The sequence below is a fragment of the Mucilaginibacter aurantiaciroseus genome, assembly GCF_024055595.1.
GTDB lineage: Bacteria > Bacteroidota > Bacteroidia > Sphingobacteriales > Sphingobacteriaceae > Mucilaginibacter > Mucilaginibacter aurantiaciroseus.
Window position 1 is genome coordinate 19,321 of record NZ_JAMXOF010000001.1, and the last position, 17,231, is coordinate 36,551.

Annotated in this window: 17 protein-coding genes; 7 read left to right on the forward strand and 10 right to left on the reverse strand. The window is 43.1% G+C overall.

What is annotated here, in order from left to right:
- The first annotated feature begins 34 nt into the window (after nt 1–34).
- The 3 genes from NAF17_RS00085 to NAF17_RS00095 are packed head-to-tail and all read left to right on the forward strand — an operon-like array spanning nt 35 to nt 4,274.
- Entirely contained in the window at nt 35–1,924 is a 1,890-nt protein-coding gene (locus tag NAF17_RS00085) for a S9 family peptidase (protein WP_252755937.1), read from the forward strand.
- A 6-nt stretch (nt 1,925–1,930) separates the two neighbouring features.
- Nucleotides 1,931–3,574, forward strand: a complete 1,644-nt coding sequence (locus NAF17_RS00090) for a sensor histidine kinase (protein WP_252755938.1) — start codon at nt 1,931–1,933, stop codon at nt 3,572–3,574.
- A gap of 13 nt (nt 3,575–3,587) precedes the next feature.
- Nucleotides 3,588–4,274, forward strand: coding sequence for a response regulator transcription factor (locus tag NAF17_RS00095; RefSeq protein WP_252755939.1), 687 nt, complete (start codon nt 3,588–3,590; stop codon nt 4,272–4,274).
- Between the two features lie 18 nt (nt 4,275–4,292).
- On the opposite strand, the gene NAF17_RS00100 is transcribed toward NAF17_RS00095, so the two are convergent.
- The 6 genes from NAF17_RS00100 to NAF17_RS00125 form a co-directional block, all read right to left on the reverse strand.
- Nucleotides 4,293–4,916: a class I SAM-dependent methyltransferase gene (locus NAF17_RS00100; RefSeq protein WP_252755940.1), complete on the reverse strand. Its 624-nt coding sequence runs from the start codon at nt 4,914–4,916 to the stop codon at nt 4,293–4,295.
- Nucleotides 4,906–5,799, reverse strand: coding sequence for a UbiA family prenyltransferase (locus NAF17_RS00105; protein WP_252755941.1), 894 nt, complete (start codon nt 5,797–5,799; stop codon nt 4,906–4,908). The genes NAF17_RS00100 and NAF17_RS00105 overlap by 11 nt, the downstream gene beginning before the upstream one ends.
- A 168-nt stretch (nt 5,800–5,967) precedes the next feature.
- A complete protein-coding gene (locus tag NAF17_RS00110) occupies nt 5,968–7,239 on the reverse strand; it encodes a metallophosphoesterase (protein ID WP_252755942.1) in 1,272 nt (423 codons plus the stop codon).
- A 28-nt stretch (nt 7,240–7,267) separates the two neighbouring features.
- On the reverse strand, nt 7,268–8,767 hold the full coding sequence (locus NAF17_RS00115) for a sigma 54-interacting transcriptional regulator (protein WP_252755943.1): 1,500 nt from the start codon (nt 8,765–8,767) through the stop codon (nt 7,268–7,270).
- Between the two features lie 88 nt (nt 8,768–8,855).
- Complete coding sequence (locus tag NAF17_RS00120; protein ID WP_252755944.1) at nt 8,856–9,956, reverse strand: vWA domain-containing protein; 1,101 nt, start codon at nt 9,954–9,956, stop codon at nt 8,856–8,858.
- Nucleotides 9,957–10,076: 120 nt separating this feature from the next.
- The gene (locus tag NAF17_RS00125; RefSeq protein ID WP_252755945.1) at nt 10,077–10,955 is read right to left on the reverse strand and encodes a carbohydrate kinase family protein; all 879 of its coding nucleotides are present in this window, start codon (nt 10,953–10,955) and stop codon (nt 10,077–10,079) included.
- Nucleotides 10,956–11,209: 254 nt separating this feature from the next.
- On the opposite strand from NAF17_RS00125, the gene NAF17_RS00130 reads away from it, so the two are divergent.
- The 4 genes from NAF17_RS00130 to NAF17_RS00145 all read left to right on the forward strand — a co-directional run bounded on the left by NAF17_RS00130 (nt 11,210) and on the right by NAF17_RS00145 (nt 14,530).
- Complete coding sequence (locus tag NAF17_RS00130) at nt 11,210–11,632, forward strand: YybH family protein (protein WP_252755946.1); 423 nt, start codon at nt 11,210–11,212, stop codon at nt 11,630–11,632.
- A gap of 68 nt (nt 11,633–11,700) precedes the next feature.
- Nucleotides 11,701–12,828, forward strand: a complete 1,128-nt coding sequence (locus NAF17_RS00135; protein ID WP_252755947.1) for a TPM domain-containing protein — start codon at nt 11,701–11,703, stop codon at nt 12,826–12,828.
- 278 nt (nt 12,829–13,106) lie between these two features.
- Entirely contained in the window at nt 13,107–13,406 is a 300-nt protein-coding gene (locus NAF17_RS00140) for an ArsR/SmtB family transcription factor (RefSeq protein ID WP_252755948.1), read from the forward strand.
- A gap of 20 nt (nt 13,407–13,426) precedes the next feature.
- Nucleotides 13,427–14,530, forward strand: a complete 1,104-nt coding sequence (locus NAF17_RS00145; RefSeq protein ID WP_252755949.1) for an NADH:flavin oxidoreductase — start codon at nt 13,427–13,429, stop codon at nt 14,528–14,530.
- Nucleotides 14,531–14,614: 84 nt separating this feature from the next.
- Here NAF17_RS00145 and NAF17_RS00150 read toward each other — a convergent pair whose 3' ends face one another.
- The 4 genes from NAF17_RS00150 to NAF17_RS00160 form a co-directional block, all read right to left on the reverse strand.
- The gene (locus NAF17_RS00150) at nt 14,615–15,496 is read right to left on the reverse strand and encodes a cupin-like domain-containing protein (RefSeq protein WP_252755950.1); all 882 of its coding nucleotides are present in this window, start codon (nt 15,494–15,496) and stop codon (nt 14,615–14,617) included.
- A gap of 367 nt (nt 15,497–15,863) precedes the next feature.
- Complete coding sequence (locus NAF17_RS18205) at nt 15,864–15,992, reverse strand: hypothetical protein (protein ID WP_370340284.1); 129 nt, start codon at nt 15,990–15,992, stop codon at nt 15,864–15,866.
- A gap of 76 nt (nt 15,993–16,068) precedes the next feature.
- Nucleotides 16,069–16,248 (reverse strand): cupin-like domain-containing protein, encoded by a 180-nt coding sequence (locus tag NAF17_RS18210; protein WP_370340858.1) that lies wholly within the window; start codon nt 16,246–16,248, stop codon nt 16,069–16,071.
- A gap of 231 nt (nt 16,249–16,479) precedes the next feature.
- The gene (locus NAF17_RS00160) at nt 16,480–17,028 is read right to left on the reverse strand and encodes a fasciclin domain-containing protein (RefSeq protein WP_252755951.1); all 549 of its coding nucleotides are present in this window, start codon (nt 17,026–17,028) and stop codon (nt 16,480–16,482) included.
- Between the last annotated feature and the right edge of the window lie 203 nt (nt 17,029–17,231).

The following is a 17,231-nucleotide window of genomic DNA, read 5'->3' on the forward strand; positions in this document are numbered from 1 at the left end:
AATTTAACCACTCATTAGAATTAGGATAAACCAAATGCTGGGTCGTTTAAGATCATTTTTATTTGTTACCGTACTACTATTTGCCTGCGCCTGTAAACAAAACAACGTAAGGCAAATCCCTGTTAGTGATTTTTTTAAGACCCCCGAAAAAAGCTTTTTCAAGATCTCGCCCGATGGTAAATACATCTCCTATTTAAAGCCTTATAAAGATAAACAAAATATATACATCCGGTCTTTTGCAGATGGCACCGAACAAATGGCTACCACCTTTACCGATTACTCGGTACGCGATTACACCTGGACGTACAATAATCAGATCGTATTTACGCAGGATATCATCGCGGTAGATGAGTTCAGGATCTACACGCTGGATGTGGCTACGCTTAAATTTAAGAATCTTTTAAACCTTGATAAGGCCCGCATTCGCATCCTTAACCGCAACCGCCAGCAGCCCGATGTTATCACCGTGGCTATGAATAAGCGCGACCCGGTCAACTTTGATGTGTACCGCCTTAACGTTAAAACCGGTGAATTAAAACCATACCTGCTTAACCCCGGCAACATCACCAAATGGTACCCGGACCCGAATGGTAACATCCGTTTGGTAAAAGTATCTGACGGTGTGAACGAGAGCATCCTTTACCGCGCGAATGACAACGCGTCGTTTAAATCTATCATCAAAAGTAATTTTAATGATAAGGTGGAGCCTATTGCCTTTACCGGCGACGGTGATAATTTTTACGCGCTATCAAACGTTAACCGGGATAAAACAGCCTTGGTTGCAATCAACGCCCAAACCGGTAAAGAGAATAAAGTGATTTACGCCAGCGATAAGGCGGATATTTTAGATGTTGGTTATTCCAAGATCAAACGCCGCATCGAGCTGGTATCATGGGAGGAAGCTAAATCCCAAAAATATTTTTTAGATAAGGGTATTGAAAAGATTTACACCGATCTGTCTAATAAGATCAAAGGCAACCAGTTAGACATAGTAGACCGCGATAGCGCAGAGAATAAATTTATTATATCGGGTTCTAACGATAAAAACCCTGGTTCGTACTTTTTATACGAACGTAATTTAAATAAGCTGACCAAGCTGGCGGACATTAACCCGGAGATAAACTCGGCCGAGTTATCGGATATGCAACCTGTATCATTTAAGGCAAGCGATGGCCTTATGATCAACGGTTACCTAACTATCCCCAAAGGGAGAGAACGCAAGAACCTGCCGGTGGTGGTGATGCCACATGACGGGATCTGGGGCCGAAATTCATGGGATTATAATGCCGAGGTGCAGTTTTTGGCTAACCGTGGTTACGCGGTTTTCCAGGTGAACTTTAGGGGCTCGGCAGGGTATGGTAAGGCATTTCGTACCGCGGGCTTCAAGCAGGTAGGCGGCAAAATACAACAGGATATTACCGATGGCGTAAAATGGCTAATTGCGAATAAAATTGCTAATCCTAAAAAGATAGCCATATTTGGTGGTAGTTTCGGCGGGTTCTCGGCCTTGTATGGCGTATCCTTCCACCCGGAACTATATAATTGTGCTATTGTAAAATACGGGTTGATCAACTTTTTTACCTATTTAAAAGATGCGCCGCCATTTTTTAAGCCCTTCTTAAAAATGACCTATGAAATGGTTGGTAACCCCGAAACGGACGCCGAGCAACTAAGGGCTATATCGCCGGTCTTTCATACCGATAAGATCAAAAGTCCGCTATTAATATTCCAGGGGGCAAAAGACCCGAGGGCCAACATCAGCGAGCTTAACCAGTTTGTGCGCGAGTTGAAGAAACGTAACGTGCCGGTAACTTACCGCTTAAAGGAAAATGAACGCACCTACTTTAAAAGCGAGCATAACCGTATGGAGATGTATGCCGAAATAGAGACATTCCTGAACACCAACATGCAGGTTAAACCCTAACCTGTTATGAAAGGGCAGAAAAATATATATCGCAAAAATTTTTCGCTGATAACCGCTTTTCTGGTGCTAATAACCGTGAGCCTTGTTATAGCGGTCATCATTTCCTATAACCTTACCGCCAAGTATGTAGAGAACGAGTTTGCCTCAAAAAAAATAGAGGTGCTCGACCAAACTATCAAACCTTACTATGATTTCTTTCAGATAAAAATCCCCGAGATAACCTCTTACCAAGGCTTTTTAGATTCCTCATCCGCGGCAAATTATTCGGCTAAGGTGTTTAAAAGCTACCCGTTTGTGCGCCGTATTTTGTTTTACGATATGCAGATTAGTAACCTCGAATCAAAAACGAAATTTAGTAATAACGTGGGGATATCGGTAAAAGCCATCTATCAATACAAGCCCAAACGGGGCAATGTAAGAGGGGTTAAAGATATGGCATGGTCCAATACCGACGACTTTAGGCAGATGGCTTTAAAGCTGAGTGAGTTTATCAGCGTGGCCGATACTTCGAGGTTGCCTACGCAGGACGAGATCTTCCGTACGTTTTATAACGTAACGCCCGATAAGATCAGTTACCTGAACATCCCCCGACGCGAGGATATACGTATCTATAAATCGTTATTGAAGAATGAGCACATCAAAGCATTCTACAAGCAAAATATGATGACGTTTTTGCTGGATGCGCACCAGTTAAAAGTAAAAAACACCCACCCGGAACTGTACCAGCAGGTTACCATACAACCCGTGGTGTACGACCCGCTTGATGTGGAAGGAGGCCGCAAAGTAACGGAGGCTGCGCTTACAGGCGCGTTCTCCAACTTTAAGTTGTACTTTACATCAACCGATAAACACCTTAGCCGCGAGATTGGCCGTCGCTTTTTGCCAATAGGCGCCATTGTACTGCTCATCTATTTCTTTTTGGTGCTGATAAGCTGGTTGATCTATCGAAACTTAAATGTCAACTTAAAAGTGTTTAAGCTCCAGTACGATTTTATCAACAACTTTACACACGAGTTTAAGACGCCGGTGAGCGTGATCAAGATCGCGGGATCTAACCTTAAGGGCGATGCCGAACTGAGCGAGCGCCAGCGCAGGCATTACGGTAAGATATTGGATGAGGAAGCGGATAAGCTGAACGAGTTGATGAACAGGCTGCTGTCGTTTACGCAATTGGAGAATAAATCCATAACCGTTAAGCGCGAGGAAATTGTTCTTAAAGATTTTGTACAAGGATACATTGAAACCTTTAAAATAAAATACCCCGATTTTAAGCTGGAGTTTAATATTGAAGGTGTAACAAAGTTCCACAGCGACCCTGTGTTACTGGGTAGCGTATTCCAGAATTTAATGGAGAATGCCTACAAATATTCGCACCCCGGCAAAAAGGAATTATTTATAAATATTAAGCCCGAAAAGCGCAATGTTGTATTATCATTCACTGATAAAGGCATTGGCATGGCCCGTTATGAACAGCGCGATGTATTTAAAAAATTTTATCGGATAGAGAACCAATACAACCAAAACGGCAGTGTTGGCCTGGGGCTTGCTTTTTGCAAAGAACTGGTTAACTTTATGAACGGAGAAATTGACGTTACAAGCAAGCTTAATGTGGGTTCGGTGTTTATAGTAACGTTACCGTTAGACAATTAGACAATCATTAAAAATGAACAAAGAAATTAAAATAGCGCTGGTTGAAGATGATGAGAACCTTAGGTTTTTAGTATCTGAACGCCTGCAAAGCGAAGGATATAAAGTTTTAGAAAGCGGTAATGGCGAAGAAGCCGAAGCTATGATAGTTGCCGAGCAACCCGATATTGTTTTGCTTGACTGGATGCTTCCCGGCAAACAGGGCAGCGACGTATGCGCCAGCCTGCGCGAAAAAGGTTTTGACAGGCTGATCATCATGATGACGGCGAAGGCACAGGATATCGACAAGATAGGCGCCTATAACTTTGGCGTAAGCGATTACATTACCAAGCCATTTAATATGGATGTTTTGGTGGCTATGATAGATAGTAAGATCAAATTCTCGCTGAATAATGAGAAAGCCGAATCTCACAAGTTTGGCAATATGGAGCACCTGCCAAATACCCATTTGCTTATTCGCGATGGCCGTAAAACAGAGCTGACCATTTTAGAGAACCGCATCCTGCTGTATTTCTTAAAAAACAAAAATAAGGTAATAAACCGCGAAGAACTGATGATGGAAGTGTGGGGCTACAACGCCGATGTTAACACCCGTACACTTGATATGCACATTGTGCGCCTTCGCAAAAAGATAGAAAGCAACCCCGATTCGCCAACCTACCTGCAAACGGTAAGGGGTATAGGGTATAAGTTTGTTTATTAATATTTCGCAATAACAGGTTTAAATAAGCTTTTTATAAACTTTCGTCACTACAAAATCCCCGAAAAAGTTTTTTTCTTCCAACACCTTATAGCCAGTCGCATTAAACGCCCTCGCCACATCCGGCAAGTGCCAGGATTTTACCCCGCAAAGTATTTTAAAGAATAACAGCATGCTTTTCAGCATGGCGTATTGCCACCATTTGCCCGTTAGCTGGAAATCAGTATTGAGCCAAAGTCCGCCGGGTTTTAGGGTTTGATGGATGTGAGCAAAAATTGGAAGCAGGTTTGCTTCCGTAAAATTATCGAACAGGAAGGAGGTAATAACCACATCAAAGGCCTGTACAAGATGAGCTTGTTCTACGGCCTGGTTAATATAAATAATATTATTGCCGCCAATATTTCGCTTACGCGATAAAGCCATCATATTGGCCGAAACCTCCACATAAGTAACGCTTAAGCCGGAGGGATGTATTTTGCTAATCTCTTCCAATATCCAACCGGTACCGCCGCCAACAATCAGGATCGTTGAATTTTGCGGGATGTGTGGTAACAAGTAAACTTGGGCGTTTATCAAAACTTTACCAAAAAACAACCGCGACAAGCGGTCATAAAAACTTGCCGAGTTATCGTAATTAGCCGGCATAGTGTCCGTACATCAAACTAAAACCTATTAAGATCACATACTGTAGGATCAATACGCCATCCATGTAAAAAAAATAGTAATACTCATTCTTCTCCCATTTAGATTTGAAAATAAGCCAACCCATTAAAACAGCTGTAGTAGTAAGCGCGAAAAAATCAACATTGAAACCATTATTCCTGAATAAGAAAAGAAGTACAATATAACCGGCCAGCAGAAACTGGCATAAAAGGTACGCGTTTTTTTCGCCCCAGGCAACAGGGATGGTTTTAAGGCCTGCCTGGCGGTCGCTGAAAAGGTCGCGGATGTCGAAGGGGATAGCCAAAGCAAATATCAGCAGGAAGCGCTTCGCCATCATAATGGTGATATCCCTTGTGGTTATATCTGCCATGTGCAGGTCTTTTGCTTCCAACACTGGTAATAGTACCGAGCTTAATGTCCAAACCAGGCTTATTAAAAAGGTTTTTAGCCCGGGTATATTGCGCAGGCCAAACTTTTGCTCACCCACGGTAAACAGGGGCAAACTATAGCAGAAAGACAATATGGCTAAAAACACCAGCAGGATCCGCGATTCCATAGACAGTAAAAAGAACAGCGGAATAAGTGATAGTAGCGAGATGATGGTGAACGTTACCATTAACCTGTAATGCGCAAAAAACCAGCGTACACGCTTGTATGGCGACCGCTCGGGGTGCTTTGGTTTGCTTAATAAAATGCTAAAGTTATAGATGCCGAGGGTGGAAGTGAATAGCAGCGCTAATATGGCATAAACCGGTTTGGCATCGATAAGATGAAACGTAACCAAAGCCTGCGCCACAGCACACAACGACATGAAGATGTTACTAAATAGCAAAAAATCAAACGCGCTTTGGAAGGCTTTTTTCATCGGTTTTGCTAAAATACGGCAATGCAGGTAAAAAAGGAACAAATATTTGTTGAATACACACGTCCTCGCATGGTCTTCTGAAAGAGACCCTGCGCACGTAGGCAAACGCAGGGTTCAAGATGTGAGACACTATGCGGACAAAAATATAAAACAGTTATTTGCAGTTGCTTAAGCTTTAAGCAAAGGGTCTTCACCAGCTTTAAGGGTAAACACCGTAATTTCGGGTAACATACCTATCCTGCCGGGGTACCCTAAAAAGCCGTAGCCTACGTTCACGTAAATTTGCTGGTGCTTTTCGCGATACATTCCCGCCCATTCCGAGTATACGTATTCGATTGGGCTCCATTGGAAATCCGGTGTGCGGACACCAAACTGCATCCCATGGGTATGGCCGCTAAACATTACATCAATCTGCGGATATTTTGGGATTACCTCGGCGCGCCAGTGCGATGGATCATGCGAGAGCAGGAGTTTTACCGGCAGGTCATCCGTGCCCTTTACAGCTTGTTCCATTTTGCCGTATTTAGGGAAGCGGCTCATTTCGCCCCAGTTACCTATGCCTAAAATGCCCAGTTCCTGGCCATCAATTTTTAGACGGCGATGTTCATCGGTCAACAGGTCCCAGCCCAACGTTTTATGTGCCTGGTGCATGTCCTGCAGGTTTTTAGCTTTCGCGGCCGGGTTAGGCCAGTTGACATAATCGCCATAATCGTGGTTGCCCAATATAGAGTAAACACCTAATGGCGCTTTCACTTTTTTAAATACATCAATAACACGGTTCACTTCTGATGTTTGGCCGTTAACCAAATCGCCGGTAAAAAATATAACGTCGGTTTTTTGGTTAAGCAGCATTTGCACGCCGCCCTGCATGTTATACACGTTGTGGAAACTGCCCGAGTGAATGTCGGAAATTTGCCCAATGCGCATGCCATCAAATGCTTTTGGCAGGTTGGGCAGATAAAGTTCTACATTGATCACATGGTAATCATACAACCCTTTAGACATGTTGTGTTTGATCAGATACAGCGGAACAGCACCGGCGAGTATCCCCGCCTTCATCAAAAACTCCGACCTCGGGATAGATTTAAAGCCCTTATCCTTTTCAGGATCGGGCGCGGTTTTGTTTTTATGGATGAGGTAGATGATAAACCTGCGCAAATCATCAACCGCGATGAACAGTACGTAAAAGATCTTGAAAAGAAACGTAATAAAGAACAGGAACAGGAACGCACCGCGTGCCCCAACAGACATTTTGCTGTAAATACTCAGCAGCAGAATAGTGATCAGGAATATCGAACCAAACCAATACAGGCTTAAAAACCACTTTTTACGGGTAAACTGCCGTTTAATAAAGGCGGTTTGGATGCCCCGTAAAATGTAGTAGTCTATGATGATAAGTACAAGCGGTACTATTACAAAATATAGGGCGTTTCCCTGCATTACGTATTAAAACTGATGAATAAGAAGATTAGTAGCGGTCGTCGAGATCAAGGTCATCTTCGTCCGGCTCTAAGTTAAACAAGCTGTTAAACATATCCGAAAAAGCAAACCCATTATCTAAAAATCCTTTATTCAGTTGCGAAAACTCGGCCAACCCGTGCAATATGAACTCCATTAATAGTAGTGTTTGATTCTCGCTTAGTTTTGGATGGAATTTTTTAACAACATCTTTCAACCCCGGTACAGCGTTTAGGCCTTTTTTGTAATCCAATAACGATAAATCATCCACCAACGATAGCGTATTACCATCGCTAAACCAGTTAATGATCTCAGCATACGGGTTCGGCGTTTTGGCTTTCTTGGTTTTCTCCGGATCCGGGAAGAATTGTAGCAGCAATGTTTTGATGGCTTTACCTATCAAAATGTTAGCCACTTTACCCGGGCCTTCCAGTTCGCCTTCGTAAACCAGTTCGATTTTACCGGTTATGGCCGGGATAACACCCAGGAAATCGGAGATTCGGACGAACGTACTTTTCTCGCCATTGATGATCATGCGGCGCTCGGCGTTGCTGATCAGGTTTTCGTATGATGATATGGTTAAACGGGCGGATACGCCAGATTTTTTGTCGATATATTCGGAGTTTCGCGCTTCAAACGCAATTTGCTCTACCATATCCTTCACCAAACCATCAGCCTCAATAGTGCTGCGCTGCTCATCGGTTAGCAACGCTTCCTGCTGGGTGATCTTACGAGAGATCTCTACCGTGCGCGGGTAGTGGGTCAAAATCTGACTTTCTATACGGTCTTTAAGTGGTGTAACTATCGAACCACGGTTGGTATAATCTTCCGGGTTGGCGGTAAACACAAACTGGATATCTAAAGGTAATCGCAGTTTAAATCCACGGATCTGGATATCGCGCTCCTGTAAAATATTGAATAATGATACCTGGATACGTGCCTGCAGATCGGGCAATTCGTTTATTACAAAGATACCCCTGTGTGCACGCGGGATCAAACCAAAGTGAATAACGCGCTCGTCAGAGTAAGTTAGTTTCATAGTGGCTGCCTTTATCGGGTCAACATCACCGATCAGATCGGCAACGGTAACATCGGGCGTAGCCAATTTTTCGGTGTAACGTTCGCTGCGGTGAATCCAGCCGATTGGCGTATCATCGCCCTTGCTTTCTACCGTGCTGTGCCCAAACCAGCTGATGGGTGCCAACGGGTCATCAAATAATTCTGATCCTTCAATGTAAGGCACATATTCATCCAAAAGGTTTACCAGCAAACGCGCGATACGGGTTTTTGCCTGTCCGCGTAAGCCTAACAGTAAAATGTTATGGCGCGATAAGATAGCAGTCTGCAGATCGGGAATAACGGTATCCTCAAAACCGATAATGCCTTCAAACCCACCTTCTTTTTGTTGTAATTGTTTAATTAAGTTAGCCCTTAACTCATCCTTAACAGAACGGCTTTTGTAACCGCTTTTCTTAAGCTCGCCAAGGGTTTTTATATTTTTTGTATCCATTTTTTATTTTGATTTCACCGATTATGTTGATTAATACGATGATTATTTATGATTTTTATCTTGATTCCTGACTCTTACTGTCCTGATTCTACCTCACGTTTTTTCTTCTATTCTTAGCGTAATCTTCAAAAATGTATTCGCCCAGGTTGTTTAGCGAACTGTAGAACGCCTTGCCTCCATTGGTCTCCGTAAACTGGCGTACAAACTGCTGCAGGTAGGGGTCTTTTGCTATCATAAACGTGGTGATAGGTATTTTAAGCCTCTTGCATTGCGCGGCCATGTTTAACGTTTTGTTCACCACCTTCCTATCCAGCCCGATGCTGTTTTTATAATACTTGGTGCCTTCTTTTAAGCAAGTAGGCTTACCATCGGTTATCATAAAAATTTGCTTGTTGTGCGTTTTACGGCGGCGAAGCAGATCGGTAGCCAGTTCAAGCCCCGCATAAGTGTTAGTATGGTACGGCCCGACTTGCAAATAAGGCAGATCCTGTAACGTAATAGGCCATGCATCATTACCAAACACCACTATATCCAAAGTATCTTTAGGGTACTTGGTGCGGATCAGTTCGGCCAAGGCCATCGCTACTTTTTTAGCGGGGGTTATCCTATCCTCACCGTAAAGGATCATGGAGTGCGATATATCTATCATCAGCACAGTAGAGGTGAGGGTTTTATAGTCCATTTCCTCCACTTCCAAATCGCGCTCGGTCATCATAAAATCGCCGCCTATACCGTGGTTAACCTGTGCGTTCTGGATGGATTGCGTCATGTCTATCTGGTCCAGGCTGTCGCCAAACTCAAACTCACGGCGTTCGGCATTTTTTTCATCGCCCTGTCCACTTTGCGGCGAACGGTGGTTACCCTTGCCCGATTTTTTTAGTTTCCCAAAGATCTCTTCTAAAGCCGAAGTACGGATGCTTTGTTCCGTTTTGGCCGTGATGCTAAAATCGCCGCTTTTGTTATCCTCGTTCAAATAGCCTTTTTGCTTTAGCTCGTCAATAAAATCGCCCATGCCATACTCGTCATTGGTGATATTGTATTGCTTATCTAACTCATTAAGCCACGCCAAAGCCTCCCCGGCATCACCGGCGGTGTAGTTCAATAATTCCAGAAATAGTTTTAGTAATTCTTCAAATCCGCCTTTGGGGATTTGGTTTGGTTTAAACTGTGAAAATCCAAAACCACGCATATGTTACCCTTTCGTATGAGCATAAAGTAACGGATTATTTGATTGAAAAGTTTGAACCCGAGCCAATTTAGCGCAATTGTTAATTAAGCATGACAATACGGGGCCAAAACTTTAAACGATTTAACTTTTTTTGATCCTCACAATCTCGTCCTGTACATAAACCGGGTTTGCACCGCGCTGGCTGGTAACGTATGCACCAATAGCGCAGGCATTCAGTAATATTTTAGGGAAGGGTTTATTGTCAATTATACCTGCGATAAATGTAGCCAGGAAAGCATCGCCGGCACCAACAGTATCAACAACATCAACCGTAAAACCGGGGTGTTCAAAAAACTCGTGATCGTGCCAGATGATGGCGCCGTTCTCGCCACGGGTTACGCAAATGGTTTTGGTGTGGTACTTTTTTTGGAACTCTTTTATTTTGCCTTTTAAATCGCCACTGCCGCCGCCAATAAGCAGGTCGGCCTCTTCTTCGTTCATTTTTATAACGCTGGCACGGGCGGCAAGGGTCTCTATAGTTGCCAGTGTATAATGCGGATGGCGCAGGTTTACGTCGAATATTTTAATAGCGTCAGTTTCGTCCAGCAGGTTAAGCAGGGTGTAGTGCGTGATTTTTTCGCGGCAGGCCAGGCTGCCGAAAACAATGATAGAAGCACCTTTTCCGCCCTCTTTAAGGTTGTTATCCAACTGGATATTGTCCCAAGAAACAGGCTCGGGTATAATATAGGTGGCTTGGTTTTTATCGTCAAGCTTCACGGTAACCTCGCAGGTTGGCAAGGTATTATCCCTTTGGATCATAGGAGAATACAGGCCATTGCCTTTAAGAAATGTTACCAGTTCATCGCCCGAAGCATCGCTGCCAACGCGACTGGCAAATTTTACATCCACATGCTGCTGCACCAGGTGCCTTGCAACATTCATTGGCGCGCCGCCGGCTTTTTTTTCATCGCCAAAGGCATCCCATAAAACTTCACCAAAACACAGTACCCTGTTTTTCATATATAGTGGAACAGTAAGGCCGCAAAGCTAAAAAGGATTTATGGTAAACCATGTTAAATTTGTAATAATAGCTTGTATCATTTGTTAACAATTGTTTAACAATGGGGTTGAATACCCTTAGGTTTAAATTTCAGTTTCTGAACCATGATTGAAGGATTTCTGGATCAGCTTGATTCCAATTATGTTATTATTAGATAAATCATGTCATCAATTAATCAAGTAAATCATGGTTCAAAACAATTATATTTATCCCTATGAAAAAGCTTATCTTATCCTGTTTCCTGCTGCTTATCACCTGCTTTGTTATTAAGGCACAAGACAGGGAAGCCATTATCAAAGTGATGCACAACCAGCAAATTGCCTGGAGCAACGGCGACCTGGATGGCTTTATGCAAGGTTATTGGAAATCAGATTCGCTGATGTTTATAGGGAAGCGTGGCCCAACTTATGGCTGGCAGCAAACCCTTGATAATTATAAGAAAGGCTACCCCGATAAAGCCGCCATGGGCAAGCTTACCTTCAGGATAGATAAGGTCCAACTCCTCAGCAAAACCGACGCCTTTTTGATGGGTGCCTGGAGCCTACAGCGTGAAAAAGATGCGCCCGGCGGATACTTTACCTTATGGTTTAGAAAGATAAACGGAGAGTGGAAAATAGTTTGTGACCATACGAGTTAATTTTCTAAATATTATGAATGTTAGCCACGAAAGTGCTACATTCAATACGAAATAAAATCAACCAATTAATGATGAGAATACTTTTACTTGCAGGATTGCTTTTTTCGATAAATGTAGCTACCGCGCAAATACCTAAGCCTAAAAAAAATACATTTATTAATGATAATGCCAATGTGCTTGCCGCTGCGGACATAACTTCCTTAAATCAAAAAATTTACAAGATTCAAAAGGAAACCGGGGTGCAATTGGCTGTTGTTTTGGTAAACGAGATCCCCCAGGGCTATACTATAATAACCTACACTACGCAAATTGGTAAAAAGTGGCATATAGGCACTAAAAAACGGGGCTTGGTGTATGTAGCTGCAATTCAGCAGCATTTACAGCGCCTTGCTGTAGCTCAAAACCTTCATTCAAAATTTACAGATTCTAAATTAGAAGAAATTCTTTCAGCCACCAAAAATGCCTATCGTAATGAGGATTATAGCGGCGGGTTAAATATTTTGATAAATAAAATTCACACCACCCTTGTGCCTGCAAGCAATAAATCTGAGCCTACCGTAGCAGAGCCTACGCCTAATCCAGCGCCGGCAAAAGAAGCGGTTGTGGACGACAAGCAAAAGAAAAACGACGATGGAGATGCGTTGATTGGGTTCTTATTTGTATGTGGTGTAGTGGCGATTGTTTTAATTTACCGTTATTTTAAACGCAGGCAACAAAGGCTAATAGCCGAGAATTACGCCTTAATGCAACAGCAGCAGCAGTATCGCAATAACGGAGATTATAATCAAGGTGACTTTAATAATACCGGCTACAATACTGGTGGCGGAGGCTACAACTCCGGAAGCAGGTCACAGGGGAATCGCGGATCATCGGGGATAGGCAGCTTTGTAACCGGCGCCGCTTTAGGTGCAGCAGGTGGTTATGGTGCCCGTTATTTGCAGGATAAATTAAATGAACATCACAACGCTGATAATGACACAACGCCTGTAAGAGATACATTCAGTCCTGAAATATCAAGTGATAACAATTCTGGTAATTGGGGCAATTGGGGTAGCGGTGACGACAGCGACGATAGTGGCTTTAGCGATAGAGATGACAGCAGTTCATCAGACAGTGGCTCGTCAGGCGACAGTGGTTTCTCAGACAGTGCTGATAGCGGTTCATCGGGAGATGGAGGGTCAACTTCAAACTGGTAAATTCGTATGAAAAAAGTCTTCACCATCCTTATCCTTTTCACCATAACCATCTCCTTTTACCCCCGCAACAGCAGCTTAGCTGGATGACTATTGGTGATTCGATAACTTACATGAACGGCAGGCCGGAGTTAACCAAAAACAACATTATATCACATAAACTGGTTAAAATCCCTCAAGAAGTATCAAGATAACAATTAGCGGACTTTTCTATTATCAACCCACTGTCATATCCTACATATTAATTGGTATATCGGGAAAAGCCGATATATCTTTGTGATATGGATCAGGTAGAAATTTTTAAGGCGCTCTCCAATAAAACCAGGTTGCAGATACTCAACTGGCTTAAAGAACCCGAATTGCATTTCCCCGAGCAAAAGGAAAATGGTTTTGAGCATGGAGTTTGCGTTGGCCGCATCCATCAAAAAGCCGGGCTTACCCAATCTACCGTGTCCGAATATTTAACCAGCCTGCAGCGTGCCGGTTTGGTAACGGCTACCCGTGCCGGGCAGTGGACCTATTATAAACGTAACGAAGAAACGTTTGCCGCTTTAAGCCGGCTTATTCAATCAGAAATTTAATCAACAAGAATATATATATTATGAACACAAATAGCTTATTCAGGCCGTTCAGTCTGAAATCATTAAACATCAAAAACCGCATCGTGATGGCGCCAATGACGCGCTCTTTTTCGCCAAACGGCGTACCAACGGCGGATGTTGCCGCCTATTACCGTAAACGTGCCGAAGGCGAGGTAGGTTTGATTTTGTCGGAAGGTACGGTTATCAACCGAGTGTCTTCATCAAACGATGCCAACATCCCGCATTTTTATGGTAAGGATGCTTTGGCCGGATGGAAAAATGTGATCGATGACGTACACGCGGAAAACGGTGCCATGGGCCCGCAAATATGGCATATGGGTATTATGGATAACCATGCTTCGGGCTGGGTGCCCTCACAACCGTTCGAAGGCCCGTCGGGCTTAAACAGGCCGGGCAACAGTAACGGTAAAACCATGACCGAGAAAGATATTGCCGATACCATCGCGGCTTATGGCCAGGCAGCGGCAGATGCCAAAGCTTTAGGTTTTGATACCGTAGAGATCCACGGAGCGCACGATTATTTGATTGACCAGTTCTTTTGGGACGCTACTAACCAGCGCACTGATATTTATGGTGGTAAAACCCTTGCCGAGCGTAGCCGTTTTGCCATTGAAGTAATTAAAGAAGTTCGCAAACGTGTGGGTGAAGATTTTGCCTTGATCATTCGTCTGTCACAGTTTAAACCATCCGCATACGATACCAAACTGGCGAAAACTCCGCAGGAAATGGAAGCCTGGATAAACCCATTGGCCGATGCCGGTGTAGATATTTTCCATTGCTCGCAACGCCGTTTTTGGGAACCCGAATTTGAAGGCAGCGACCTAAACTTTGCCGGCTGGGCCAAAAAGGTAAGTGGTAAAACCACCATAACCGTTGGTTCGGTAGGTTTAACGGGCGAATTTTTAGCCGCTTTTGCAGGTGAAAGTTCACAACCAAGTTCGCTTGATGAATTACTAAGAAGGTTTGACCGTGGCGATTTTGACCTGGTTGGAGTGGGCAGGCCTTTATTGGCAGACCCATTCTGGACCCAAAAGATCCGCGAAGGCCGCACCGGTGAGCTTAAAGGTTTTACTAAAGAAGCCCTTGGCGAACTGGTAATGTAATTAGCTTGAAGAGAAAAAAGAGAAGTTTAGGTTTATATACGTAGCCCGGACTTCTCTTTTTATTAATTTGTAATCAAATTTGCCTTAATATGGTTTGCCGGAAGCCAGTTCCTGCTCGGCCCATTTAATGGCGATGTGTTCGCGGTATTTAGCGTATTTTTCTTTAAAGGCCATTTTTAGCAGGCTATCCACACCGCCTTTTATTGCCAGGTTATAAATACTGGCAGCTTTGCGGGTAATGGAAGCGTCCCATGCGCGCAGGCTTAGCGAGTATGAGCCATCGATATACTTCATCCAATGCCAGTAGCCGGTGGGCATAAACAGGGTGTCGCCATGTTCCAGGAACACTTCGGTGCCTTCTACTCCTTCAAGGGCAGGGAATTTTTTAATGTCGGGGTTTTGTACATCATAATCCTCTAAAGCATAAGTAGCATTAGGGATACAATATAAGCGGCGTTTCCATTTATTCTCGAACAATATTACATGCTTGCGGCCACCAAAATGAGTGTGGAAAATGTGCGGAAGATCAATATCGTAATGTAAAAACGTAACCGAGTTTGAACCGCCAAAAAACATAGATGGCATGCTTTCGATAAAGCCACCCATCAGGTCTTTAGGGAAAACAATATCATCCAGCAATTGCGGGGCCTGTTTAAATATGTTAAAGAAGAAGATACGCAGTTCGGTTGGTTGCGATTTGATCAGGTCGATATAATCATCAAAAGGCATTTCTGCCGCCGATGAGTTGATGGGCTTGGAAGGGTCGGCCTTAGAGTTATCATACAACGGCACCACCTTTTTGCCTACTACCTCTTTCAGGTATTCGGGCGTCCATTTATCGCGGGCGGGCCAGCTTTTGGTCATGCCTTTAATAACCAGCGGGCGGCGTGGGTTAAGGTAGTTTTTCTTAAAATCTTCGGGGCTTATGTTCTCAACAGTATCAATCGGGTGCAGTATAAAGCTCATATCGCTAACGTATCGGATTTTACAAATAGTTACTTTTAGGACGTAACTATTACCCGAAAGTTATCAAAATAACAAAATAAAAAGCAGATAGAGATATTAAGAATACGTTAAGGGCATTTATAAATGCAAAATGACGCGAAGTATCGTTTCTTTACGAAGACTGTTTTACGGTTTATCCGCAGCCAAAGCTTTATCTGCACGTTTAACGGCCAGCCTTTCTTTCCAGTCCATATAACTTATCCTGAAATTCTTTTTCGTGATGTCATCAAACTTGCGCTGTATACTAAGGTTGTAAAGGCTTTTGCCTTGTTAACCCAAGAGCTATCTCATGCACGTAACGAAATAGAGAACGACCCATCCAGGTACTTCATTCAATGCCAAAACCGCTGGCTATAAATAGGGTGTCTCCGTTTTCTAAAATAAATTCCTGCCCTTCTATGCCATCCAGCGCCGGTAACTTTTTAAAATCGGGATGCTCAATATCATAATCCTCCAATGCATAAGTAGTAAAGGGAATCTTATAAAGTCGCTCGCTTCATTTATTATCAAACAATATCACGTGCTTGCGGCCATTAAAGTGCATATGGAAGATGTGCGCCAGGTCGATATCGTAATGTAAAAATGTAACGGAGCCTTTCCCTCCAAAAAACAGCTTCCTTTAAATAATCAAAGGTCCACTTTTGCAGGGCAGGCCAGTTTTGGGTAGCCTTGCGGATAACCAGCGGCTTGCGTGACTTTAAATAATTATTAATAAATCTTTTTTACTGTTATTATCAACGCCGTCTACAGGGGTAAGGGGCAAACTCATATGGTATACTAAAAAACGATACAAAATTAATTGCCTAACATAGGCATAACATTTGAAACGCCATTTGTGATGTTTTTTTGACAAAAAAATAAGCCCGGCGCTTTTGCAACCGGGCTTGATAGGTAGTATTAAATAGTTGCAGTGGCAGTATTATGTGCAGCCGCTACTGCCGCTTTTATTTCGGCATCAACACAGCATTCACCACGTGGATAACACCGTTGCTTTGGTTAACATCAGCAATGGTTACCCAGCTTTTGCCACCTTTTTCGTCAACAATGTATATTTTTTTGTGGGTCATTTTCGCTTTTAGTACGCCACCGCTAACGGTAGTTAATTCGGCAGTACCTTTACCCGCTTTAATTTTAGCAATTAGGTCTTTAGCACTAACTTTACCTGCTACAACGTGGTAAGTTAAAATTTTGGTAAGAGTTGCTTTGTTCTCTGGTTTTACCAAAGTTTCAACAGTGCCTTTTGGCAATTTGTCAAAAGCTTCGTTAGTTGGTGCAAACACAGTGAATGGGCCTGCCGATGATAAAGTTTCTACTAAACCTGCAGCTTTTACAGCAGCAACCAATGTGGTGTGGTCTTTAGAATTTACTGCGTTTTCTACAATGTTTTTTGTTGGGTACATTGCTGCGCCACCAACCATTTTAGTTTGTGCATTTGCGTTTGGGGCTATTGCTATAGCTGCTAAAGCAAAGGCCGCGATGATTAATTTTTTCATGTTATTTAGATGAATTTATTTGTTAGAAGATACGCAGTAAAATTGCAGGCGGTTTTTAATTAATTAAAATATTTCTAACGATCATTTGCAATAATATATTTACTCGTCCCAATACCAGTAGCTATCGCAACAAAGTAGCCGACCTTCGCTACGCGGAAATAGGGTAAACAAAATATTATTGCCGTTGGCTTTAGCCAACAGAT

Coding starts and splice junctions, on each gene's coding strand:
- NAF17_RS00140 (WP_252755948.1), top strand. CDS start 13,107: ATGGATCAGGTAGAAATTTTTAAGGCGCTCTCCAATAAAACCAGGTTG.
- NAF17_RS00100 (WP_252755940.1), bottom strand. CDS start 4,916: ATGCCGGCTAATTACGATAACTCGGCAAGTTTTTATGACCGCTTGTCG.
- NAF17_RS00150 (WP_252755950.1), bottom strand. CDS start 15,496: ATGAGCTTTATACTGCACCCGATTGATACTGTTGAGAACATAAGCCCC.
- NAF17_RS00145 (WP_252755949.1), top strand. CDS start 13,427: ATGAACACAAATAGCTTATTCAGGCCGTTCAGTCTGAAATCATTAAAC.
- NAF17_RS00120 (WP_252755944.1), bottom strand. CDS start 9,956: ATGCGTGGTTTTGGATTTTCACAGTTTAAACCAAACCAAATCCCCAAA.
- NAF17_RS00125 (WP_252755945.1), bottom strand. CDS start 10,955: ATGAAAAACAGGGTACTGTGTTTTGGTGAAGTTTTATGGGATGCCTTT.
- NAF17_RS00105 (WP_252755941.1), bottom strand. CDS start 5,799: ATGAAAAAAGCCTTCCAAAGCGCGTTTGATTTTTTGCTATTTAGTAAC.
- NAF17_RS00110 (WP_252755942.1), bottom strand. CDS start 7,239: ATGCAGGGAAACGCCCTATATTTTGTAATAGTACCGCTTGTACTTATC.
- NAF17_RS00085 (WP_252755937.1), top strand. CDS start 35: ATGCTGGGTCGTTTAAGATCATTTTTATTTGTTACCGTACTACTATTT.
- NAF17_RS00135 (WP_252755947.1), top strand. CDS start 11,701: ATGATGAGAATACTTTTACTTGCAGGATTGCTTTTTTCGATAAATGTA.
- NAF17_RS00090 (WP_252755938.1), top strand. CDS start 1,931: ATGAAAGGGCAGAAAAATATATATCGCAAAAATTTTTCGCTGATAACC.
- NAF17_RS00160 (WP_252755951.1), bottom strand. CDS start 17,028: ATGAAAAAATTAATCATCGCGGCCTTTGCTTTAGCAGCTATAGCAATA.
- NAF17_RS00130 (WP_252755946.1), top strand. CDS start 11,210: ATGAAAAAGCTTATCTTATCCTGTTTCCTGCTGCTTATCACCTGCTTT.
- NAF17_RS00095 (WP_252755939.1), top strand. CDS start 3,588: ATGAACAAAGAAATTAAAATAGCGCTGGTTGAAGATGATGAGAACCTT.
- NAF17_RS00115 (WP_252755943.1), bottom strand. CDS start 8,767: ATGGATACAAAAAATATAAAAACCCTTGGCGAGCTTAAGAAAAGCGGT.